Below are 22,982 nucleotides of genomic sequence, written 5' to 3'. Positions count from 1 at the left end.
TTCAGCTCGATCTTGCCGCAGAATGGGGCCAAACCACGGCAGCGTCACAATAAATCGCGATATTCCGGATGCTTGTCGATATAGGCGGCGACGAACGGGCATTGTGGGATGACCTTCAACCCGCGGTCGCGCGCGCTGTCGAGCGCGGCGCGGACCAGTTTGGTCGCGGCCCCATGCCCGGCGACCGCTTTGGGCACGAGCGTGTGCGTGAAGACGATCGTGTCGCCTTCCATCTGATACGCCGCGACCGCGCGGTGGCGGCCGACGGTCAGCTCGAATTCCTGCTCGGCCTTGTTGTCGCGGACTGTTTCCATGTGCGTCCGCTTGCACCGGGAACGCGCTTGCACGCAAGAACAAGGGGTAAACATCTTGTGATTTTTGGGGGTCGGCGTTACATGTAACGCTTGGGCGGAAGGAGCGTGGCGATGGGCATGGAGCGACCGATGACCAGCGCCGAGCGCGTCGCCAAACGGCGTGCAGCGTTGCGCGCCCAGGGACTGCGGCCGAAGACTTTCTGGTTGCCGGACACGACGACGCCGGAGTTTCAGGAGGAAGCCCGCAAGACGCGAGAGTGGTTGTGGGCGCATGTCGAGGATGACCGCGAAGCGATGGCGTTCGCTGGCGCGATGACCGACGTCGTGCTCGAACGCCTCGAACGCCTCGACCGCGAAACAGAGCGTTAAAGCTCGATCGTGAAGCGGGGTGAAATCTGGAGTGCTGCGACGGGAAGCGGCTATGGCGGCAAGCCTCGCCCGGTCTTGGTCGTGCAGGGCGACGCTTTTGGCGATACGCCACATCGTCTCGTGGCATTATGCCAGACCGCGAGAGGGGAGGCACGCGACCTTCGCCCGAGGGTCTTGCCCGACGCGCAGAATGGCCTTGAAGCGATTTCAGACGTCGCGGTCGACATTTTGGTGACCGTGGATCACCAGCAGTTTGGCCGAGCGATCGGCCGTTTGTCCGAGACCGACATGCAGCGTGTCGATCAGGCTCTCCTTCTTATTCTTGGTTTCGCGTAAATGATCGACCCCCTCCCCGTCCTCCAATCGACCTTCGGCTTCCCGGCTTTTCGCGGCGTGCAGGGGTCGGTGGTCGAGCGCGTGCTCGCCGGCGCGCGGACGCTCGCGGTGATGCCGACCGGCGCGGGCAAGTCGCTGTGCTATCAATTGCCCGCGGTCGTGCTCGAGGGGACGTGTGTCGTCGTCTCGCCGCTGATCGCGCTGATGCACGACCAGCTGCGCGCCGCGACCGCGATCGGGATCCGCGCAGCGACGCTGACCTCGGTCGATACCGACCAAGCCGAGACGATCGCGCGCTTCCGCCGCGGCGAGCTCGACCTGCTCTATGTCGCGCCCGAGCGTGCCTCGGGCGGCGCATTCCGCGAGTTGCTCGCGCGTGCGCCGTTGGCGCTGTTCGCGATCGACGAGGCGCATTGCGTGTCCGAATGGGGGCATGATTTCCGGCCCGATTACCGCCTGCTGCGACCGCTGCTCGACGCATTCCCGGATGTGCCGCGGCTCGCGCTGACCGCGACCGCCGACGCGGTGACGCGCGCGGATATCCTCGAGCAGCTCGGGATCCCGCACGAGGGCATGATCGTCGCGGGGTTCGACCGGCCCAACATCCAGTATCGCATCTCGCCGAAGGACAATGCGACGCGCCAGATCGCCGACCTGATCGCCGAGACCCCCGGCGCAGGCATCGTCTATCTGCAGAGCCGCGCCGGCACCGAAAAGATGGCCGAGGCGCTGAGCAAGACCGGACGGCCGACGCGCGCCTATCATGCCGGGCTCGATCCGCATGTCCGCGCGAAGAACCAAGCCGATTTCGTGGCGAGCGAGGACATGGTGATGTGCGCGACGGTCGCGTTCGGAATGGGGATCGACAAGCCCGACGTGCGCTTCGTCGCCCACGCCGGGCTGCCCAAATCGATCGAGAGCTATTATCAGGAGACCGGCCGCGCGGGGCGTGACGGTGATCCCGCGGTGGCGCATCTGTTTTGGGGCGCCGAGGATTTCGCGCGCGCGCGGCAGCGGATCGGCGAGGTCGAGCCGGCGCGCCAGCCGGGCGAGCGCCAGCGGCTCGCCGCCCTCGGCGCGCTGGCCGAGACCGCCGGATGCCGGCGGCGCATCCTGCTCATGCATTTCGGCGACGACAGTCCCGAGAATTGCGGCAATTGCGACAATTGTCTCAACCCGCCCGCCGCGGTCGATGCGACGGAGGTGGCGAGGAAATTCCTCTCCGCGGTCTTTCGCACGGGGCAGAGCTTTGGCGCGGGCTATATCGAGCAAGTCCTGATGGGCCAGTCGAGCGAGCGCAGCCTGATGAACGGGCACGAGACGCTCGGCGTATTCGGGATCGCCTCTAGCCCTGAGGAAGCCGCGCTGATCAAGCCGGTCGGGCGGGCGCTGCTGCTGCGCGACGCGCTGCGCGCGAACGATTTCGGCGGGTTGGAGTTTGGCCCCGGCGCCCGCGGCATCTTGAAAGAGGGCGAACAGGTCGCGCTGATCGTCCCGCCCAAGCGCGAGCGGCGGCGGCGCGGAAGCGCTGGCAGCGTGCCCAACCCGACCGGCGAACCGCTGTTCGAGGCGTTGCGCACCAAGCGCCGCGAACTCGCGCTCGAGGCGAGCGTGCCGCCGTACGTCATCTTCCACGATTCGGTGCTGCGCGAGATGGCGACGACGCGGCCTTCGTCGCTCTCGGCGATGGGTCACATCACCGGCGTCGGTGCGCGCAAGCTCGAGGCCTATGGCGAGGCGTTTCTCGGGGTCCTGCGACGGTTCTGAGCGCTCGAGTTTCACGCGAAGGCGCGAAGCGATAGGCGGCGGGATCATCACTCCCCTTCTTCGTGTCTTCGCGGCTTTGCGTGAAAATTTGTTCGCGCAGGGGCGCTGAGGCGCAGGGAAAAAGACTACGGTTTCCCGGTCGCGCGCGGGCCGTTTGATGTAACAGCGCGTTCGCCCGCCGTTTTTTCCTCCGCGCCTCCGCGCCTCTGCGCGAACCGAATCTGCCGCTTCCGCCGCGCTGCCGTGCGAGCTAGAAGCAAGCCCATGACCATCCTCCGCACCATCGATCCGACCGTCGCGGTCGCTCCGCAAATCTCGCCCGACGCGATGGCCGACCTTGCCGCTGCGGGCTTCACCGCAATCGTCAACAACCGCCCCGATGGCGAGGATATGGGCCAGCCGAGCGGTGCCGAGATCGCCGCCGCCGCCGAGGCCGCTGGCCTCACCTACACCGCGATCCCGGTGACGCACGCCGGCTTCTCGCATCCGCAGATCGACGCGATGGCGGCGGTGCTGGCCGAGGCCAAGGGTCCGGTGCTGGCATACTGCCGCTCGGGAACGCGCTCGTGCAACCTCTGGGCGCTCGCGGTCGTCAAGGGCGGCATGCATCCCGATACGGCGATGACGAAAGCCGCCGCCGCCGGATACGATCTCACCGGACTTCGCCCGCTGCTCGACGCGCTTTCCACGCCGGCGTGACAGCAAGGCGATGGACTGGACGCAACTTGGACTAAGCGTCGCCGGCGTGCTCGGCCTGGCGCTAGTCGCGCGCTGGATGCGACTCGGCGAGGCGCGCATTTCGAGCAAGGCGCAAGCACGCGAGACCGCCGAGCAGATGCTTGCCGGCTTCGTCGCGCATGGGGCGGTGATCGGGACCGACGGGAATGCCGCGCTGGTCGCTGGAAACGGGGCGCTTGCGCTGCTGAAACGCCACGGTGCAAAGGTCGCCGCCCGGAGGCTGATCGCACCATTGCGGCTCACTCAGGCGATCGAGGGTGTGCGCGTCGAGACGGACGAACGCCAGTTCGGTGCGGTGCTGCTGTTCGGCGTGCTCGAAGCCGATGTTCGTGCGATCGAGGACAGCGTCACGCGCGGCACGACGTACCACTGACCGCCCGCGCGATATTGGCTCTTTACGGATCCCACTGACACTGGTGTAAACAGTGCGTATGGGCCTGCCCGATCCCGTCCACTACGCCGTCCCCGGCTTCATCGCGCTCGTCCTTGCCGAGATGATCGTCGCGCGGATCAAGGATCGCACGCGTTACGAGCCCAAGGACACGCTCGTGTCGCTTGCGCTCGGCCTCGGCAGCACCGTCGCCGGCGCGCTGTCGGTCGGACTGGTCTTCGCGCTGTCGCTCTGGGTGTGGCAATTCCGGCTCTTCGACATCGGCTATGCCTGGTATTGGTTCGTGCTCGCCTTCGTGCTCGACGACCTGTTCTATTACGTCTTCCACCGCTCGGCCCACCGCGTCCGCTGGTTCTGGGCGAGCCATGTCATCCACCATTCGAGCCAGCATTATAATCTGTCGACCGCGCTGCGGCAGACCTGGACGGGCTTCGTCTCGCTGGGCTTCGTCTTCCGCCTGCCGCTGCTGTTGATCGGCTTTCCGCCGGCGATGCTGGTGTTCGTCGCGGGGCTCAACCTGATCTATCAGTTCTGGATCCACACCGAGATGATCGACCGGATGCCGCGCTGGTTCGAGGCGGTGATGAACACGCCGTCGCACCACCGCGTCCATCACGCGACCAATCCGCGCTATCTCGACACCAATTATGCCGGGGTCTTCATCGTCTGGGACCGCCTGTTCGGCACCTTCGAGCCTGAGCGCGCCGACGATCGACCGCGCTATGGGATCGTCAAGAATTTGGGCTCGTTCAATCTGTTATGGGCGGCGACGCACGAATGGATCGGGATCGCGCAAGACGTCTGGCGGGCGCCGGGGCTTCGTGCCAAGCTCGGCTATCTGGTGATGCCGCCCGGGTGGAGCCACGACGGCAGCCGCGACACGTCCGAGACGATCAAGGCGCAGTGGCGATCGAGCGATACAAAGGCGCGCTAAAGCGCCGCGAGCAGGAGAGAGCGCGTGGAAGAAGCCGATATCGTGGTCATCGGGGGCGGTTCGGGCGGCGCGGCGGCGGCCGGGCGCTTGAGCGATGGCGGGAAATTCTCGGTCGCCTTGCTCGAGGCGGGGGGCCGCAACACGGGGCTCCGGACGCGCATTCCGGCGTTCCTCGCGTTCCAGACCGACAAGACCAACTGGAATTACGAGACCGTCCCGCAAGCCGGCCTAGGCGGCCGGCGCGGGCACCAACCGCGCGGCAAGGGGCTCGGCGGGTCGAGCGCGATCAACGCGATGATCTATATCCGCGGCAACAAATGGGATTACGACAATTGGGCGGCGCTCGGCTGCCCCGGCTGGTCGTATGACGACGTGCTGCCGTGGTTCAAGCGCAGCGAGCACAATGTCCGTGGCGGCGACGCTTATCACGGCGGCGACGGACCGCTGTGGGTGAGCGAGCAGCACCACGCCAATCCCGGCAGCCGCGATTTCGTCGAGGCCGGCGCGTCGCTGCAGATCCCGCGCAACGACGATTTCAACGGCGCGCGGCAGGAGGGGATCGGGCTCTACCAAGTGACGCAGAAGGGCGGCGAGCGCTGGACCTCGGCACGCGCGTATCTGGGTGACGCGCCCGACAATCCGGCGTTGCACGTGCTCACCGGCGTCACCGTCGAGCGCGTGCTGTTCGAGGACGGGCGCGCCTGGGGCGTCGCCTATCTGCAGGGTGGCGAGTCGAAGGTGATCCGCGCGCGCAAGGCCGTCGTGCTCGCGGCGGGCGTGTTCGGGACGCCGCAGATCCTGATGCTGTCGGGGATCGGGCCGGGGGCGCATCTGCGCGAGCAGGGCATAACGGTGCGGGTCGATCGCGCGGCGGTCGGCGCGAACTTGCAGGATCATATCGATTATGTCGCGGCCTTCGAGACGCCGGGCAAGAGCTTCGTCGGCAATTCGCTCAAGGGCAAGCTCGATATGGCGGGCGCGCTGTTCCAGTGGCTGCGCAAGCGCGAGGGGATGATGACGACCCCGTTCGCCGAGGCGGGCGCCTTCCTCACCACCGATCCGCACGCCCCCGCGCCCGACGTCCAGCTCCACTTCGTCGTCGCCGCGCTCGAGGATCACGGCCGCACGCAAGTGCCGGGGCATGGCTATTCGTGCCACGTCTGCGTGCTGCGGCCCGAAAGCCACGGCACGGTGCGGCTCGCCTCGAGCGATGCGCGCGTGGCTCCGCTGATCGACCCGGCGTTCTTCAGCGATCCGCGCGACATGGCGACGATGATGCGCGGCGTCCGCGCGATGTATCGCATCCTCGAGGCGCCACCACTCAGCGACCATCAGGGCCGCGATCGCTATCCGATCGACTTGCGCGACGACGACGCGCTCGAACGCTTGATCCGCGCGCGCGCCGATACCGTCTATCACCCGGTCGGGACCGCGCGGATGGGATCAAACGAGGATGCGGTGTGCGACCCGCGGCTGCGCGTCCGCGGGGTCGAGGGCCTCTATGTCGCCGATGCCTCGGTCATGCCCAAGCTCGTCTCGGGCAACACCAATGCGCCGTCGATCATGATCGGGGAACGTTGTGCCGATTTCGTGGCCGCGGACCTCGCCTGATCGGCTAGATGCCGCGGCATGGACCGCAAGGATTGGAATCGGGTCGCGTTGACGGCGGCGGTGGTGTTGGTGCCGGGCGGCTTCCTGCTCGGCGCCGCGCTCGCCGCGCAGCGGTTGCGCGAGAGAGCGCGCGACAAGGACGCGCTTGCCGATCCCGACTCTGAAGCGTCGCCGCCTACCTGATCTCTTTCAGGTCACGATGATATATTCTTCGACCGAGATCGCGGTAACCGCGCTGGGTTCCGCGGCATCATCCGCGAACTGAGCTTCGATCGTAAGTTTGCTCTGGGACGCGAGGTCGATCACGTAGCACTGCAGCGGCGCAACCGCAGGGCAGGGTTCGATATCATTGATCTCCTCAACGCGCCCGAATGCGAGAATGGCGGCTTCGCACCCGGCTTTGCGATCGATGATATCGGGACATGGCTGTGCCTTCAGCATCCCCTTCTTGATTGCCTTGACCGCTGCTTCCAATACGGCCGCGCCACGCACTGCAGTCTCCGCATCCTTCGCATGGAACCAGTTGTACACGTCCTTGCCGAGCGTTGTGCATTTTGTTTGCCATACGTGATCACCGCGCGGCTTGGTGAGGCGCCGGGATGGCAGCGCGGCGATGTGAAACGAGGGCGTGGCGGTGAGGCTATACGGCCGCAACGGCGCGTCTTCGGCGCGATCGGCGGTGTCGGTCGGCGCGTACCACAGCGTCATTAGGTCACGTTGGCAAACGCCGTCGAATTCGGTCCCGAACGGACGGGTGGCGAGCCAAACGCCGTGCACCTGTACAAACATGCCCGATCTGATCTGTTTGATCGGCTCGAGCACCGACAGCAGGTCGCGCTGCACCGATCGATTAGCCGCGCGCGGTGATAAGCCCTTGAGCTCGCGCGTCGTTGCCTGGGCATAGACCCAACGGGACGAAAACAGCACGATCGCCGCGATTGTAAGACCTGTGCGTCGAAATTTCATCGCGATGCCCCCCCGGTTTTCTAGGAGCGAGCATGTCAGCTGTTGGTACGCACCCCAAACAAAAAAGGGCCGGTGCGTTGCCGCACCGGCCTTAGGTCGTCCGCAGGAGGAACATCGTGAGGGGGGCGGATCGTTCGGGGCCCGCCCCCCAATCTGGTCAATAATTGTAGGCGCGCTCGCCATGTTCGGAGATGTCGAGGCCTTCGTGCTCGACTTCTTGCGAAGGGCGGATGCCGACGGTGTATTTGAGGATCAGGAACAGCACGGCCGAAACGCCGCCCGACCAGACCAGCGTGATCGCGACCGCTTCGGCCTGCGTCCACAACTGCGTCGCCATGTCGTACACGCCGGGCTTGGCGACCGCGGCGGTGTAATCGACCCAGCCCTGGCCGCCGAGCTTGGGATCGGCGACCACGCCGGTCGCCAGCGCGCCGAAGATGCCGCCGACGCAATGCACGCCGAACACGTCGAGCGAGTCGTCATACTTGCCCCAGCTCTTCACCGTGGTGACGAAGAAGAAGCAGAGCGGCGAGACGAGCAGGCCGAGAATGATCGAGGTCATCGGCGAAGCGAAGCCCGAGGCCGGGGTGATCGCGACGAGGCCGGCAACTGCGCCCGTTACCGCGCCGAGCAGCGACGGCTTGCCGTGCTTGATCTGGTCGATCACCGCCCACGACACGCCGGCTGCTGCCGTCGCGACGAAGGTGTTGATGAAGGCGAGTGCCGTCAGGCCGTTCGATTCGAGGTTGGAACCGGCGTTGAAGCCGAACCAGCCGACCCACAGCAGGCTGGCGCCGATCATCGTCATGGTCAGCGAGTGCGGCGGCATCGGCTCCTTGTTGAAGCCCGCGCGCTTGCCGATCACGAGGCAGCCGACGAGCCCGGCGATCCCGGCATTGATGTGCACCACGGTGCCGCCAGCGAAGTCGAGCGCGCCCTTGCCGTAGAGGAAGCCGAAGTCGGTCGGCGCGTTGGGGAGGAAATCCGGGCCCGCCCAATACCACACCATGTGTGCGATCGGGAAATAGACGATTGTCATCCAGGCGACCATGAACACCATCAACGGCGTGAACTTCACGCGCTCGGCGAACGCGCCGACGATCAGCGCGGGCGTGATGCATGCAAACGTCATCTGGAAGCAGACATAGGCATATTCGGGAATGTAGACGCCGTTCGAGAAGGTCGCCGCGAGCGAATTGGCGTCGACGCCCTTGAGGAACAGCTTGCCGAACCCGCCGACGAACTGTGAGCCGCCGGTGAAGGCCATCGAATAGCCCCAGCTGACCCACACCAAAGCCGCGATGCAGACGATCATGAAGACCTGCATCAGCACCGACAGCATGTTCTTGGTGCGGACCAGGCCGCCGTAGAACAGCGCGAGGCCGGGCACCGACATCATCAGCACGAGGACCGACGAGGTCAGCATCCAGGCGGTGTCGCCCTTGTTGACCATCGCCGCAGTCGGCACGAACGGCTTGGCGGCGGCCGCCACGGGCGCCTGCGCCCAGGCCGGGAGCGCGGCGATCGCCGCGACAGCTGCCAGACCCGCAAAACCCAATTTGGTCGATTGCTTCATCGATACCCCCTTAAAGTCGGACCCGCTCACAGCGCGATCTCGTCGGTTTCGCCGGTGCGGATGCGGACCGCCTGCCCGACATCGAGCACGAAGATCTTGCCGTCGCCGATCGCGCCGGTGTTGGCCGATGCCTGGATCGCCTCGACGACCTTGCCAGCGAGGTCGGAGCCGCAGACGACCTCGATCTTGATCTTGGGGACCATGTTGGTGCTGTATTCGGCGCCGCGATAGATTTCGGTCTGGCCTTTCTGGCGCCCGAAACCCTTGACCTCGGTGACGGTCATTCCGGCGACGCCGATTTCGGTCAGCGCCTCGCGCACCTCGTCGAGCTTGAAAGGTTTGATGATGGCAATGACGAGCTTCACGCAAGAACCCCCCTGGTTATTGGTCCTGGGGGATGTCTCGCAAAAGCCGTGCCAGACGCGAAACGACCGTCTGCCGCGGTACCGCCGCGCCAGGAGCGCTTACCGCATCGTAAATTTTTGTGCAGTTGCGAATCGCTGCCTAAGAATCAGGCAGATTCGGCAAGGATAGCCCGCGCCGCGTCGACATCGTCGTCATCGACCATCACGCGGACCGGAATGAAGAACTGACTGCCATCGGCAATGCTCGCATTGCCGTCGAGCGCGAGCGCCATGATGCCTTCGGACTCGAGCCGTCCGACGACGATATAGGCTTCGTTGCGCGCGAACCGACCGACCTCGACCAGACTCATCGCCCGTTGGTCCCTTCGAGCGGATCGAAGGCGGGCAGGATCTTCTGGACGCGCACCGGCAAGCCATCGATGCTGTGGGTGCGCTTGGCGATCACGGCGAGGCGGGCGTCGGGGTCCTGCTGTGCGTGAAATTTGACGAGCGTGTCGCGTGGACGATCGAGCGTCATGCGCGGAACGCCCCAACCGCAGCTGGTCTGGACGCTGTCGACTCGTATATCGAACACCTGCCGCGCCCCGGCGAGCGCGGGGAATTGACCTGCGAGATCGTCATAGCCGGGCTCGCCCGCGATGGTGAAGCTGCCCGTTCCATAGAGCCGCAGGATCAGCGCGGGATTATCGAACGCGCAGAACATGATCGTGATGCGGCCGTCGGCGACAAGATGCGCCTGTGTCTCGTTGCCCGATCCGCCGAGGTCGAGATAGGCGACGCGATTGGCGCCGAGCACGCGGAAGCTGTCCATGCCCTTGGGGCTGAGGTTGACCCGCGCCCCCGCAGCGGCGGTGGCGACAAAGAAGACGGGCTGCTTCGCGATGAAGGCGCGGTGCGCATCGTTAATGGCCGAGAACATTTCCATGCCGTGCGTATAGCCCTTTCAGACGATGCGGGGAATCCGTGGGCGGCCGAGCGGACATTCGAGCGCATCGCGATCCCAGTCGGCGAGATCGGCGGCGGCGGCGTAGGTCGATTGGCAGAAGGCCAGCAAGGTTTCGCTCGGATCGGCGGCGCTGCGCACGACATCATAATCGAGCAGGAACTCGCCGAGATCGGCGTTCCAGCTGGCTTCGGCGGGTTCGACAGGCGCCTGCGCATAGGCGGCGGGCGAGGGATAGGCATAGGCGTAGAACGCGGCATGTGGATAGGCGTCGCTGCCCGGCCAGAAGCCGACGCTGGCTTCCTCATGGCTATAGGCTTCGCACGTCACCGCATCGGGCAGGCCGGGAAAGCCCCCGGGATGGCGCGGTGCCGCCCGGCCCGAAAAGCGCGTCGCGGCGAGATCGAAGCTGCCCCAGAAGAAATGGACGGGCGAGGCCTTGCCGAGGAAGCCGGTGCGGAATTCGCCGAACACACGCGCGACCTGGATCAGCGCACGCCAGAAGGCGCGGACGGCGTCGGCGTCGTACGGGCGGTCGGCGGTATCCTCGGCGAAGGGCGGGACGTCGGCCATTTCGCTGGGCACGCCGTCGAACTGTGCGGGTACATCGAGCTCGGTGAGGCAGGTGATCACGGTCTGGTGGAAATGCGCGATGCTGCCCGGGCCGAGTCCGATCCCGCGGCTGCGTCCGTCGCTGGTCATGAAGACGAGGCGGTCGTGGAGCAGGTCGAACTCGATCTCGAGGATCCGGTCGCCGATCGGGATCGCCGAACTCGTCAGCCCGCGCGCCGAGACGTAGAGCGGCACGTGCCAGCTATGGTTGAGCCACGGCGTCAGCGCGAGCCGCACCTTGCCGATGATCTGCGTGCGGAGTTGCAACCCAATTGCGGTCTCGCGCCAGGCGGTCCAGTCGAGTTCGGGCCAAGGGGAGATCGTTGCTTCGGTCATCCTGCTCTCCGTCGCCCCGGCGGAGGCCGGGGCCGCTGCGATATCGAACGATCCGTCCGCCAATGAAGCGGCCCCGGCCTGCGCCGGGGCGACGCCCCTACATCGCCGTCCCACCGACCGTCAGCCCTGCCACCAGCAAGGTCGGCTGCCCGACGCCGGCCGGAACGCTCTGCCCGCCTTTGCCGCAGATGCCGACGCCCTCGTCGAGCGCGAAATCGTTGCCGATGCCCTCGACGCGGGTGAGGCAGGAGGGGCCATCGCCGATCAGCGTCGCGCCCTTGATCGGTGCGCCGATGCGGCCGTTCTCGATCTTGTATGCCTCGGTGCAGCTGAACACGAATTTTCCGGACACGATATCGACCTGTCCGCCGCCGAACGACTTGGCGAAGATGCCGTTCTTGACGCGGCTGAGCAGCTCGGCGGGATCATCCTTGCCGCCGCGCATGAAGGTGTTGGTCATCCGCGGCATCGGTGCGTGCGCGAAGGATTCGCGGCGACCGTTGCCGGTCGGCGCGACGCCCATCAACCGGGCGTTGAGCCGGTCCTGGATATAGCCCTTGAGGATACCGTCTTCGATCAGCACGTTTTCCTGCGTCGGCGTGCCCTCATCGTCGATCGACAGCGAGCCGCGCTTGTCGGCGATCGAGCCGTCGTCGACGACGGTGACGCCGGGTGCCGCGACGCGCTCGCCGATCCGGCCGGAGAAGGCGCTGGTGCCCTTGCGGTTGAAATCGCCCTCGAGCCCGTGGCCGATCGCTTCGTGGAGCAGGATGCCGGGCCAGCCCGGCCCGAGCAGCACGGTCATCTCGCCGGCGGGTGCGGCGACCGAGTCGAGATTGACGACGGCTTGCGCCAGCGCCTCGTCGATCGCGCGGTTCCAGGTCTCAGGCGACATCAGCTCGTCGTAGAGGTAGCGGCCGCCGAGCCCGAACGTCCCCGTCTCGCGCCGGCCGTTCTGCTCGACCACGATCGAGACGTTAAGGCGGACGAGCGGGCGCACGTCGGTGGCGATGAAACCGTCGGCGCGGACGATCTCGACGACGTTCCAACTGCCCGACAGCGAGACCGAAACCTGCGCGACGCGCGGATCGCGCGCACGCGCGGCGGCGTCGATCGTCTGGCAGAGGTTCACCTTGTCGGCGAAGGGAACGAGATCGAGCGGATCGGAAGCGGTGTAGAGGTGGCGGTTGGTCGCGCGCGGCGGGCCGGCCTTGGGCGCGCTCGACGGATCGATCAGCGCCATCGTCTCGCTCGCGCGCTTGATGGCGGCGGCGCTGAGCTCGTTGGCGTGCGCGAAGGCGGTCATCTCGCCCGACACGGCGCGCAGGCCAAAGCCAGAATGCGTGTCGTAGCTCGCGGTTTTCAGCCGACCGTCGTCGAAGCCGAACGCCTCGGACTTGCGATATTGCAGATACAGCTCGCCATCATCGGCCTTGCCGAGTGCGGCGGCGGTGAGCGCCTGCGCTTCGTCGGGCGAGAGCTGGCCGTCATGATACAGGAACGCGCGGGGGTCTGTCGGACTGGTCATCCGACGAATATAGGCAGGTTAGCGTCCCGCGCCATCCCCGTGATCGTGCAAAGTCGATGGATCGACGCCATCGGCGGGCCCGCCGATCAGCACGAAGCGGCGGTCGCAATAGCCGCAATCGACATAGCCGCTCTCGTCGATTTCGAGAAAGACGCGCGGATGGCCGAGGCTTGCGCCGCCGGGAATGTCGGTCGCGCCGTCACAGATGTTGCGGGCATGCGTTACGCGCAGGATTTCGGGCGGTGCGATCATGGAGGCGCGTGTAGCAAGGTCGATGCTTCGCTTCAACGCCCCTTGTCTCCGGGCGCGGCTTGGGGCGGGCGCATCCTTCTTGCTCCCCTCCCGCTTGCGGGAGGGGGATGACCGGCCCGCAATCGCGCGCTATGCGCAAGGCATGACCGAGGCCGCCATCTCCATCGCGAACCTGTGCAAGACCTACAAGGGCGGCAAGCGCGCGCTCGACGACGTGTCGTTCGATGTGCCGCGCGGCCAGATCTTCGGGCTGCTCGGCCCGAACGGCGCAGGCAAGTCGACGCTGATCAACATCCTAGCCGGCCTCGTCAACAAGACCAGCGGCACCGCCACGATCTGGGGCTTCGACACCGACCAGCATCCGCGCAACGCCAAGGCGTCGATCGGGATCGTCAACCAGGAGATCCTGTTCGACCCGTTCTTCACGCCGATCGAGACGCTCGAGATTCAGGCCGGGCTCTACGGCGTCCCCAAGGCGAAGCGCCGTTCGATGGAATTGCTGCGCGCGGTGCATCTCGAGGACAAGGCCAACGCCTATGCCCGCACGCTGTCGGGCGGGATGAAGCGCCGCCTGATGGTCGCCAAAGCGATGGTCCACACGCCGCCCGTGCTGGTGCTCGACGAACCGACCGCAGGCGTCGACATCGAACTGCGCCAGCAGCTCTGGGCCTATGTCCGCCAGCTCAACGAGCAGGGCGTGACGGTGGTGCTGACGACGCATTATCTCGAGGAAGCCGAGCAGCTCTGCGACCGGATCGCGATCATCAACCACGGCAAGGTGATCGCCAACAAGCCGACGCGCGAGCTCGTCGGCATGGCAACCGAGAAGCTCGTCGAGGTGACGGTCGACCGTGACGTCGCGGTGCCGCCGAGCGCGGTCTGCTTCCAGAAGATCGAATTGAAGGGGACGCGGACGCTCGCGATTACCTACGCCAAGGACAAGGTGAATGCCGGCGAAGTGCTCGCCGCGGTGCAGGCCGATGGCTACGGGATTGTGGACGTATCGACGCGCGAGGCCGATCTCGAGGATGTGTTCCTCAACCTGACCCGGGCGTCGAACGCGGCGTGATCGTCGCCCCGGCGGAGGCCGGGGCCGCTGGCGTTTGCGCAAGACGCCAGCGACGCGCATCTAACAGAGCCGCCCCCGCCTCCGCCGGGGCGACGGTATGAGAGAGACGCGCGTGCCCGAAACCAAGACCTCTGACGTCCTCATCATCGGCTCCGGCGCCGCCGGCCTCACCGCCGCGCTCAATCTCGCCGATCGCTTCAAGGTCACCGTGCTCGCCAAGGGCGCGATGAACGAGGGGTCGACCGCCTGGGCGCAGGGCGGGATCGCCGCGGTGCTCGAGGAAGGCGATACGTTCGAGAGCCATATCGAGGACACGATGATCGCCGGCGCCGGGCTCAACGACCGCGCGACGGTCGAGTTCGTCGTGACGCAGGCGCCCGCCGCAATCGCGCGGCTCGAGGAACTCGGCGTTCCGTTCGCGACCGAGGGGAATGCGCTCCACCTCACCCGCGAGGGCGGGCATAGCCACCGCCGCATCGTCCACGTCGCCGATGCGACGGGCTGGGCGGTGCAGGAAGCGCTGCAGCGCGCCGCGACCGATCATCCCAACATTACGCTCGTCCCCGATATGGTCGCGATCGACCTCGCCACGGGCAAGCACGAGGAGCGCTATTCGGGCGCGGGCCATGTCTGGGGCGTCTACGCCGTCAACCGCGCGACCGGCCGTGTCGAGGTCTACACCGCGCGCGCGACGATCCTCGCGACCGGCGGGGCGGGCCGCACCTATCTCTTCTCGACCGCACCACGCGGCGCGACCGGCGACGGCATCGCGATGGCGTGGCGCGCGGGCTGCCGCGTCTCGAACATGGAGATGATGCAGTTCCACCCGACTTGCCTCTACAATCTCGAGGTCAAGAATTTCCTGATCACCGAAGCGGTGCGCGGCGAGGGCGGGCATCTGCTGATCCCCGAAACGGGCTATCGCTTCATGCCCGATTTCGACCCGCGCTTGGAACTCGCGCCGCGCGATGTCGTGGCGCGTGCGATCGATCATGAGATCAAGCGCCTCGGGCTCGACTATGTCCATCTCGACATCAGCCACAAGGGCGAAGCGTTCATCCGCGAGCACTTCCCCAACATACACGAAAAGCTGCTCGGCCTCGGCATCGACATGACCAAGGATCCGATCCCGGTGGTGCCGGCGCAACACTATACGTGTGGCGGCGTGGTGGTCGATCTCGACGGGCGCACCGACCTGCCCGGCCTCTATGCCGCGGGCGAGTGCAGCGAGAGCGGACTTCACGGCGCCAACCGCCTCGCCTCCAACTCGCTGCTCGAATGCTTCGTCTTCGGCGAGGCGTGCGCCAACCATATCGCCGAGCATTGGGACGAACTTCCCGCCCCGCCGCCGATCCGAGCGTGGGACGAGAGCCGCGTCGAGGATTCGGACGAGGAGGTCGTCATCAAGCAGAACTGGACCGAGATCCGGCGCTTCATGTGGAATTATGTCGGGATCGTGCGCACGACCAAGCGGCTCGAGCGCGCGCAGCATCGCATCCGCATGCTGACCGATGAAGTGAACGACTATTACGGCCATTTCCGCGTGACGCCCGATCTGATCGAGCTGCGCAATCTGCTCCAGACCGCCGAACTGATTGTTCGTTCAGCCTTGCACCGCCATGAATCGCGGGGCCTGCACTACACGCTCGACTATCCCGACTTGCTGCCCGAGGCGGTCGACACCATCTTGGTTCCGTAAATCCACGGAATAGACAGGTCCCACTGCGATATCGTCTTGTCCCGCATGCCCGACGCTTCGTCGCAAGCGTGGGGGGCGGGGGATATCCCCACCACAATCTGGCCTTACCGCCATGATCGAACGTGGGTTTGAGTAGCGGGACGAAAGACGGTGTTGCGTATCCTTCCCTATCGATTTCCCAAGCCTGCCGCCGCGTTGCTCCTGACCGCCGCTGTGTGCGCGTGCGGACAGGACGCCAATGTCCATCTCGCGCGCGTCGTGCCGGCTGCGCCCGGGACGGTGGCGCTGACGGCCCCGCAGCCCGCCCCGCGGGCGGTTTCCGCGCCATCGGCGTTGGTCGCCAACGTCGCGATGCTCGCGCGGCAGTTCGACGGTCGCGTCGGGATCGCGGTGCGGAGCATCGAACGCGGCTGGTCGGTCGATACCGGCGGCGACCAGTTGCTGCCGCAGCAAAGCGTCAGCAAATTGTGGGTGGCGATGACGGTGCTCGACTATCGCGACCGCGGGCGGCTCAGGCTGACCGATCCGGTGACGCTGTACCGCGACGATATCACGCTGTTCCACCAGCCGATCGCCGCGCTGATCAAGGGCGATCAGGGCTATCCGACGACCGTCGGCGAATTGCTCCAGCGTGCGCTGACGATGAGCGACAACACCGCCAACGACCGGCTGCTGCGCTATGTCGGCGGGCCGAATGCGGTGCGCGACTTCATTCAGCGCAAGGGCCTGGGCGACATCCGCTTCGGCCCGGGCGAGCGTTTGCTGCAAAGCCAGACGGCGGGGCTGGTGTGGCAGCCGTCCTACGCGTTCGGCAATGGCTTCGCGCTGGCGCGCAACCGGCTGCCGCGCGCCGACCGGGTCGCCGCGTTCGAGCGCTATGTCGCCGATCCGCCGGACGGTGCCGCGCCGATGGCGATCGCCGGTGCGCTTGCACGGTTGAAGCGCGGCGATCTGCTCTCGCCCGAGTCGACGCGGTATCTGATCGGCACGATGGAATCGTCGCACACCGGCAAGCAGCGGATGCGCGGCGCGGTGCCGCCGGGGTGGAGCTTCGGCCACAAGACCGGCACGGGGCAGGATCTCGCCGGGCGGACCGCGGGCTATAACGATGTCGGCTTGCTGATGGCGCCCGACGGCAGCAGCTACGCGATCGCGATCATGATCGGCGACACGCCGCGCCCGATCCCGGCGCGCCAGGCGTTGATGCAGGCGGTGGTGGCGAGCGTCGTTGCGAACCATCGCGGCTAACCGCGCATAAGCGGCGAATGGCGTGACGCGGGGGCTTTGTGCTTCCCCAAGCTTGGGCTATCCCCGCCAAATGCCGCATCTCTATCTTGTCGATGGCTCGGGATACATTTTCCGCGCCTATCACCGCCTTCCCCCGCTCACCAACAAGCATGGCGAGCCGGTCGGCGCGGTCTATGGCTATACGACGATGCTGTGGAAGCTCGCCGACGAAGTCCATGCCGCCGACGGCCCTACGCATATGGCGGTGATTCTCGACAAATCGTCGAAGACCTTTCGCAACGAGCTGTACGACCAGTACAAGGCGCAGCGCCCGCCGCCGCCCGAGGATCTCGTCCCGCAATTCCCGATGATCCGCGATGCGACGCGCGCCTTCTCGCTGCCGTGCATCGAGACCGAGGGATTGGAGGCCGACGACATCATCGCCTGCTATTCGCGCGCCGCGCTCGCGCAGGGGTGGGAAGTGACGATCGTCTCGTCCGACAAGGATCTGATGCAGCTGATCGAGCCCGGTCTCGACATGTACGACACGATGAACAACCGGCGCCTTGGCGCCGAGCATGTCGCGGAGAAATTCCACGGCATCACGCCGGCGCAGCTCGGCGACGTGCTCGCGCTGATGGGCGACAGCGTCGATAACGTGCCGGGCGTACCCGGCGTCGGCCCCAAGACCGCTGCCAAGCTGATCCTCGAGCATGGCGATCTCGAAGCGGTGCTCGCCGCCGCGCCGGGAATGAAGGCAGGCAAGCTGCGCGACAACCTCATCGAACATGTCGCGATGGCGCGACTGTCGAAGGAACTCGTGACGCTGAAATGCGACGTCGCGCTGCCCGAGCCGCTCGAGGATCTCGAGCTCAAGGGCATTCCCGACGCCCCTTTGCGCGCGTTCTTGGAACATCACGGCTTCCGCTCGCTGCTCGCCAAGCTGTCGGCGGTCGCCGATGCGCCGGTACCCGCGCCGAAGTCGGTGCCGACCGAGCAGGATCCGCCGTGCGACCATGACGGCTACGAGACCGTGGTCGACGAAGCCGCACTCGACAGCTGGATCGCCGCGGCGCGCCACCAGGGCTGGATCGCGATCGATACCGAGACGACCGGCATCGACGCGACGCGCGCCGAACTGGTCGGGGTGAGCATGGCGCTCCAGCCCAACAAGGCATGCTACATTCCGCTCGCACATGGCGGATCGGGGCTGTTCGCCGAGACGCCGGTGCAGCTCGACCGCGATGTCGCGCTCGCCAAGCTGAAACCGCTGTTCGAGGACCCTGCGGTGCTCAAGATCGGGCATAACCTCAAATACGACATGATCGTGCTCGGACGCCTCGGCGTCGGGGTTGCGCCGCATGACGACACGATCCTGATGAGCTTCGACCTCGATGCCGGCCTGCATGGTCACAGCATGGACGAGCTCGCCGCGACGCATCTCTCGCACAGCTGCATCGCGTTCAAGGACGTCGTCGGCGTCGGCAAGTCGCAGCGCAGCTTCAACGAAGTCGATCTCGATGCGGCGACACGCTACGCCGCCGAGGATGCCGACGTCACGTTGCGGTTGTGGCGGCGCTTCAAGCCGCGGCTCGTCGCCGAGAGCGCGACGCGCATCTACGAGATGGTCGATCGCCCGCTTGCGCCCGTTATCGCGCAGATGGAGATGCACGGCATCAAGGTCGATCGCGAAAAGCTCAGCAGCCTGTCGAACGATTTCGCGCAGCAGATCGGCGCGCTCGAAGTCGAGATCCACGCGCTCGCGGGCGGCGCCTTCACGATCGGCAGCCCGAAGCAATTGGGCGACGTGCTGTTCGAGCGGATGGGGATCAAGGGCGGCCGCAAGGGCAAGTCGGGCGTCTATTCGACCGACGTGACCGAGCTCGAGCGGATCGCTGCCGACAAGGATTCGCCCGGCAAGGACATCGCGACGAAGGTGCTCGAGTGGCGCCAGCTGTCGAAGCTCAAATCGACCTATACCGATGCGCTCCAGGCGCAGATCAACCCCGCGACCGGGCGCGTCCACACGTCCTATTCGCTGACCGGCGCGCAGACCGGGCGGTTGTCCTCGACCGACCCGAATCTTCAGAACATCCCGATCCGCACCGAGATCGGCCGCCAGATCCGCGACGCGTTCGTCGCCGAGCCGGGCAACGTCCTGCTCGCCGCCGACTATTCGCAGATCGAGCTGCGGCTCGCCGCGCACATGGCCGACGTCCCCGCGCTGAAGGCCGCGTTCGCCAATGGCGACGACATCCACAGCCTCACCGCGATGGAGCTGTTCGGCGAGGTCAATCGCGATACGCGCGGGCGGGCGAAGACGATCAACTTCGCGATCCTCTACGGCATCAGCCGCTGGGGGCTGGCGGGGCGGCTCGATGTGACCGCCGACGAAGCGCAGGCGATGATCGATCGCTATTTCGAGCGCTTCCCGGGCATCCGCAACTATATCGCGGCGACCACCGAGTTCGTCCGCGAGACGGGCTACACCGCGACGCTGTTCGGGCGGAAGACGCACTTCCCGCGGATCACGTCGAAGCTCCAGCACGAGCGCCAGGGCGCCGAGCGCGCCGCGATCAACGCGCCGATCCAGGGCACTTCGGCCGATATCATCAAGCGTGCGATGGTGCGGATGGGGCCCGCGCTCGAGGCCGCCGGGCTCGGGCATGTGCGGATGTTGCTGCAGGTCCACGACGAACTCGTGTTCGAATTGCCCGAGGGCGATGTCGCCGCGGCCAAGCCCGTGATCGAGCATGTCATGGCGAGCGCTGCCGAACCGGCAATCGTGCTCAGCGTGCCGCTCGGCATCGAGATCGGCACAGGCCTGAGCTGGGGCGCGGCGCATTGACGACGACGACTGGCTTCGAGCCGACGGCGAGCGGGCGAACTACCGAAGAGATCGATGCGCTCGCCAAGGGTGGGCGGACCAACATCATCGGCTTCGTGATGCGGCTCGTCGCGCGGCTGCCGTTCCTGTTTATCGCCGGGCGGCTCTACGGTCCCGACACGCTCGGCACCTTCGCGCGCGCGGTGCTGTTCGTCGAGGTCGCGGCGTTGCTCGCGACCTTCGGGTTGAAGCGCGGACTCGCGCTCGCGATTTTGGAGAGTGCGCGGCCGCATGTTCAAATCGTGTGGGATTGCCTCGTCGTCGCGGCGATTGCCTCGGGCTGCGCGAGCGGGATCCTGCTGCTGATGCCCGACGTGATGTTCCATGGCGGCAATCCCTCGGCGCTCGAGCGCTTCCTGCCATGCATCATCGTTGCGAGCGCGTGGTCGGACATCATGCTCGCCGCGCTCGCCTATCGCCGCAACGTCCAGGCGACGGTCACCGCGCGCGCAGTGATCGAGCCGTGGACGATCTCGATCGCGGCGGGGCTGCTCTATCCGATCGCGCCGCATGACGGGCTGGTGCTCGCCTACATGCTGTCGATGGCCGCCGCGCTCGTCGCGTCGATCGTGCCGTTCCTGCGCAGCTATGGCCGCCCGACCGGCTGGCGGCTGCACCCCGGGCGCACCTTCGCGCTGATCCGCCGCAATGCGCCGCTCGCGGGCGCCGATGCGCTCGAATGGGGGACGCGCAATGTCGACCGCTCGATCCTGTTCCTGATGTTCGAGCCGCGAATCGTCGGCATCTACTGGATGGCGCAGCAAGTCGCCTCGATCCCGGGCAAACTCAAGACGAGCTTCGACCCGATCCTCGGCCCCGTGATCACCTCGAGCCTCGCTCGCGGCGACACCGCGGGCGTCGCGAGCCAGGTCCGCCAGGTCGGGTTCTGGATCCTTGCCGCGCAGACGGGCTTGGCCTTGATGGGCTCGATCCCGGGCGAAGCGGTGATGGGGACCGTCGGCCCGCAATTCGTCGCCGGGACCGCGGCGCTCGCCTTCCTGTTGCTCGCCGAAGCCGCAGCCTCGACCGGGGCGGTGTGCGAATCGGCGCTCGTCTATATCGCGCGCGTGCAGAACGTCGCGATCTCGATTGGGATGTTGCTGTTCCAGGTCGTGCTCAGCTTCGCGCTGATCTTCGCCATGCAATGGATCGGCTGGCCGGTCGCGTATCAGGCGGCGGGGCCGGCGGTGGCGCTGTTCGTCTCAGTCGGGATCACGTCGATCATCAAATCGACCTATCTGTCGCGGCTGCTCGGCGCGGGCGTCGCCGGATGGCGTCTGCCGATGCTGTGGGCGGTGCTCGCGGCGGGGACGGTCGGGTTCGGCTTCACGCTGTTGCCGCACCGCTTCGAATGGGCCGAACTCGCGATCGGCGTCCCTGCGATCGCCGGGGTCTATCTGTTCGTGCTGTATCGCTGGGCAGCGCGGCCCGAGGATCGCGCGCTGTTCCGGCGCAAGGCGGGCGAGACGCCCGCCTTGCCCGTCCCCGGGCTCAGTGCCGGAAGTGGCGTACCCCGGTAAACACCATCGCGAGGCCGGCCGCGTCGGCAGCGGCGATCACCTCGTCGTCGCGGATCGAGCCGCCGGGTTGGATCACCGCAGTGGCGCCTGCCTCGACCGCGGCGAGCAAGCCGTCGGCGAAGGGGAAGAAGGCGTCCGAGGCGACTGCCGAGCCGATCGTGCGCGGGGTCGGCCAGCCCGCCTTGTCGGCGGCGTCCTTCGCCTTCCATGCGGCGATGCGTGCCGATTCGAGGCGGTTCATTTGCCCCGCGCCGATCCCGGCGGTGCTGCCGTCCTTGGCATAGACGATCGCGTTCGACTTGACGTGCTTGGCGATCGTCCAGGCGAAGCGGCAGTCGATCAGCTCCTGCTCGGTCGGCGCGCGCTTGGTGACGACCTTCAATTCGGGATTGCTGGCATTGTCGCGCGTCTGGACGAGCCAGCCGCCCGTGATGGCCTTCGCCAGCAGGCCGGCGCGCGCGGGATCGGGAAGTTCTCCGGTCAGCAGCAGGCGCAAATTCTTCTTGGCGGCGAAGATCGCCTGCGCTTCCTCGTCGGCATCGGGCGCGACGACGACCTCGGTGAAGATCCCCGCGATCGCGCGCGCCGTCGCACCGTCGAGCGGGCGGTTGAGTGCGATGATCCCACCGAACGCCGAGACGGTGTCGCAGGCGAAGGCGGCCTCATACGCTTCGGCGAGCGACGCGCCGGTCGCGACGCCGCACGGATTGGCGTGCTTGACGATGACGCAGGTCGGCGCGGCATCGCGGAATTCGCTGACGAGGTCGAGCGCCGCGTCGGCGTCGTTAAGGTTGTTGTAGCTGAGCGCCTTGCCCTGCACTTGCCGCGCCTGACCGATGCCGCGTGCGGCGGTGCCGCCCGACGTGTAGAACGCCGCGGACTGATGCGGGTTCTCGCCATAGCGCAGTTCGGGGCCGCGCTTGAGCGTGATCGGCAGCGTTTCCGGGAAAGCCTCGCCCTGATCGACCGTGCCGAACCAGGTCGCGATCGCGCCGTCATAGGCGGCAGTCGTGGCATAGGCCTTGGTGGCGAGCTTGCGGCGGTCGGCGAGCGTCGTGCTGCCGCCCGACACCAACGCGTAATCGGCCGGATCGGTGACGATCGCGACGAAGGCGTGGTTCTTCGCGGCCGAGCGCACCATCGACGGGCCGCCGATGTCGATATTCTCGATCACCTCGTCGCGCTCGGCGCCCTTGGCGACGGTCGCTTCGAACGGGTAGAGATTGACGACGACGAGATCGATCGCGCCGATCCCGTGTTCCTCCATCGACGCGACATGCGCCGCATCGTCGCGCACCGCGAGCAAGCCGCCATGGACGTTGGGGTGCAGCGTCTTGACGCGACCGTCCATCATCTCCGGGAAACCCGTCAGCTCGCTGATGTCGCGGACGGCGAGCCCGGCATCGCGCAGCGCCTTGGCGGTGCCGCCGGTCGACACCAGTTCGACGCCGTGGTCGGCAAGACCGCGTGCGAGATCGACGATCCCGGTCTTGTCGGAAACCGAGAGAAGCGCGCGGCGGATGGGGATATCGGTCATGGGGC

Annotated in this window: 23 protein-coding genes; 13 read left to right on the top strand and 10 right to left on the bottom strand. The window is 66.6% G+C overall.

Annotation, left to right across the window (positions count from 1 at the left end):
- Nucleotides 1–44: 44 nt before the first annotated feature.
- Nucleotides 45–314 carry a GNAT family N-acetyltransferase gene (locus tag IE187_RS12275; protein WP_133191305.1) on the bottom strand — a complete coding sequence of 90 codons (270 nt, stop codon included), beginning with the start codon at nt 312–314 and terminating at the stop codon, nt 45–47.
- Between the two features lie 129 nt (nt 315–443).
- Between IE187_RS12275 and IE187_RS12270 the strand changes: the two genes are divergently transcribed.
- The 8 genes from IE187_RS12270 to IE187_RS12235 all read left to right on the top strand — a co-directional run bounded on the left by IE187_RS12270 (nt 444) and on the right by IE187_RS12235 (nt 6,643).
- Entirely contained in the window at nt 444–683 is a 240-nt protein-coding gene (locus IE187_RS12270; RefSeq protein ID WP_189676495.1) for an antitoxin MazE-like protein, read from the top strand.
- Between the two features lie 9 nt (nt 684–692).
- A complete protein-coding gene (locus tag IE187_RS12265) occupies nt 693–1,019 on the top strand; it encodes a type II toxin-antitoxin system PemK/MazF family toxin (RefSeq protein WP_189676494.1) in 327 nt (108 codons plus the stop codon).
- Complete coding sequence (recQ, locus tag IE187_RS12260) at nt 1,020–2,786, top strand: DNA helicase RecQ (protein WP_189676493.1); 1,767 nt, start codon at nt 1,020–1,022, stop codon at nt 2,784–2,786. It begins immediately after the preceding gene.
- A gap of 264 nt (nt 2,787–3,050) precedes the next feature.
- Entirely contained in the window at nt 3,051–3,485 is a 435-nt protein-coding gene (locus IE187_RS12255) for a protein tyrosine phosphatase family protein (RefSeq protein WP_133191309.1), read from the top strand.
- 10 nt (nt 3,486–3,495) lie between these two features.
- Nucleotides 3,496–3,897, top strand: a complete 402-nt coding sequence (locus tag IE187_RS12250) for a hypothetical protein (protein ID WP_189676492.1) — start codon at nt 3,496–3,498, stop codon at nt 3,895–3,897.
- A 58-nt stretch (nt 3,898–3,955) separates the two neighbouring features.
- Nucleotides 3,956–4,849, top strand: coding sequence for a sterol desaturase family protein (locus IE187_RS12245; RefSeq protein ID WP_189676491.1), 894 nt, complete (start codon nt 3,956–3,958; stop codon nt 4,847–4,849).
- 24 nt (nt 4,850–4,873) lie between these two features.
- Nucleotides 4,874–6,460: a GMC family oxidoreductase gene (locus IE187_RS12240; protein ID WP_189676490.1), complete on the top strand. Its 1,587-nt coding sequence runs from the start codon at nt 4,874–4,876 to the stop codon at nt 6,458–6,460.
- A gap of 18 nt (nt 6,461–6,478) precedes the next feature.
- Nucleotides 6,479–6,643, top strand: coding sequence for a hypothetical protein (locus IE187_RS12235; RefSeq protein ID WP_189676489.1), 165 nt, complete (start codon nt 6,479–6,481; stop codon nt 6,641–6,643).
- Between the two features lie 6 nt (nt 6,644–6,649).
- Here the strand turns inward: IE187_RS12235 and IE187_RS12230 are convergent, their stop codons facing one another.
- The 8 genes from IE187_RS12230 to IE187_RS12195 all read right to left on the bottom strand — a co-directional run bounded on the left by IE187_RS12230 (nt 6,650) and on the right by IE187_RS12195 (nt 13,038).
- Nucleotides 6,650–7,426, bottom strand: coding sequence for a hypothetical protein (locus tag IE187_RS12230; protein WP_189676488.1), 777 nt, complete (start codon nt 7,424–7,426; stop codon nt 6,650–6,652).
- Between the two features lie 157 nt (nt 7,427–7,583).
- A complete protein-coding gene (locus tag IE187_RS12225) occupies nt 7,584–9,002 on the bottom strand; it encodes an ammonium transporter (protein WP_133191314.1) in 1,419 nt (472 codons plus the stop codon).
- Nucleotides 9,003–9,028: 26 nt separating this feature from the next.
- The gene (locus tag IE187_RS12220; protein ID WP_133191315.1) at nt 9,029–9,367 is read right to left on the bottom strand and encodes a P-II family nitrogen regulator; all 339 of its coding nucleotides are present in this window, start codon (nt 9,365–9,367) and stop codon (nt 9,029–9,031) included.
- A 146-nt stretch (nt 9,368–9,513) separates the two neighbouring features.
- On the bottom strand, nt 9,514–9,717 hold the full coding sequence (locus IE187_RS12215; protein WP_189676487.1) for a putative signal transducing protein: 204 nt from the start codon (nt 9,715–9,717) through the stop codon (nt 9,514–9,516).
- Nucleotides 9,714–10,292 (bottom strand): pyridoxamine 5'-phosphate oxidase family protein, encoded by a 579-nt coding sequence (locus IE187_RS12210; protein ID WP_189676486.1) that lies wholly within the window; start codon nt 10,290–10,292, stop codon nt 9,714–9,716. Before IE187_RS12210 ends, IE187_RS12215 begins: the two co-directional genes overlap by 4 nt.
- 18 nt (nt 10,293–10,310) lie before the next feature.
- Entirely contained in the window at nt 10,311–11,258 is a 948-nt protein-coding gene (locus IE187_RS12205; RefSeq protein ID WP_189676485.1) for a DUF5996 family protein, read from the bottom strand.
- Between the two features lie 97 nt (nt 11,259–11,355).
- Nucleotides 11,356–12,786: a metalloprotease TldD gene (gene tldD, locus IE187_RS12200; protein WP_189676484.1), complete on the bottom strand. Its 1,431-nt coding sequence runs from the start codon at nt 12,784–12,786 to the stop codon at nt 11,356–11,358.
- Between the two features lie 18 nt (nt 12,787–12,804).
- Entirely contained in the window at nt 12,805–13,038 is a 234-nt protein-coding gene (locus IE187_RS12195) for a zinc-finger domain-containing protein (protein ID WP_133191320.1), read from the bottom strand.
- Nucleotides 13,039–13,180: 142 nt separating this feature from the next.
- Between IE187_RS12195 and IE187_RS12190 the strand changes: the two genes are divergently transcribed.
- From IE187_RS12190 to IE187_RS12170, 5 genes are all read left to right on the top strand, one after another.
- Entirely contained in the window at nt 13,181–14,107 is a 927-nt protein-coding gene (locus tag IE187_RS12190; protein WP_189676483.1) for an ABC transporter ATP-binding protein, read from the top strand.
- A gap of 97 nt (nt 14,108–14,204) precedes the next feature.
- Nucleotides 14,205–15,806 (top strand): L-aspartate oxidase, encoded by a 1,602-nt coding sequence (gene nadB / locus IE187_RS12185; protein ID WP_189676482.1) that lies wholly within the window; start codon nt 14,205–14,207, stop codon nt 15,804–15,806.
- A 150-nt stretch (nt 15,807–15,956) separates the two neighbouring features.
- Nucleotides 15,957–17,054 (top strand): serine hydrolase, encoded by a 1,098-nt coding sequence (locus IE187_RS12180; RefSeq protein ID WP_229839386.1) that lies wholly within the window; start codon nt 15,957–15,959, stop codon nt 17,052–17,054.
- 70 nt (nt 17,055–17,124) lie between these two features.
- Entirely contained in the window at nt 17,125–19,881 is a 2,757-nt protein-coding gene (gene polA / locus IE187_RS12175) for a DNA polymerase I (RefSeq protein ID WP_189676481.1), read from the top strand.
- Nucleotides 19,878–21,440 carry a lipopolysaccharide biosynthesis protein gene (locus tag IE187_RS12170; protein ID WP_189676480.1) on the top strand — a complete coding sequence of 521 codons (1,563 nt, stop codon included), beginning with the start codon at nt 19,878–19,880 and terminating at the stop codon, nt 21,438–21,440. The genes polA and IE187_RS12170 overlap by 4 nt, the downstream gene beginning before the upstream one ends.
- Here IE187_RS12170 and purH read toward each other — a convergent pair.
- Nucleotides 21,412–22,977, bottom strand: coding sequence for a bifunctional phosphoribosylaminoimidazolecarboxamide formyltransferase/IMP cyclohydrolase (purH, locus tag IE187_RS12165; protein WP_189676479.1), 1,566 nt, complete (start codon nt 22,975–22,977; stop codon nt 21,412–21,414). The two genes, IE187_RS12170 and purH, sit on opposite strands and share 29 nt — an antisense overlap.
- Nucleotides 22,978–22,982: the final 5 nt, after the last annotated feature.

This window comes from Sphingomonas glacialis, assembly GCF_014653575.1.
Classification (GTDB): domain Bacteria; phylum Pseudomonadota; class Alphaproteobacteria; order Sphingomonadales; family Sphingomonadaceae; genus Sphingomonas; species Sphingomonas glacialis.
Note: the sequence above shows the minus strand (reverse complement) of the source record. Positions and strands in the feature narration are given on the sequence as shown.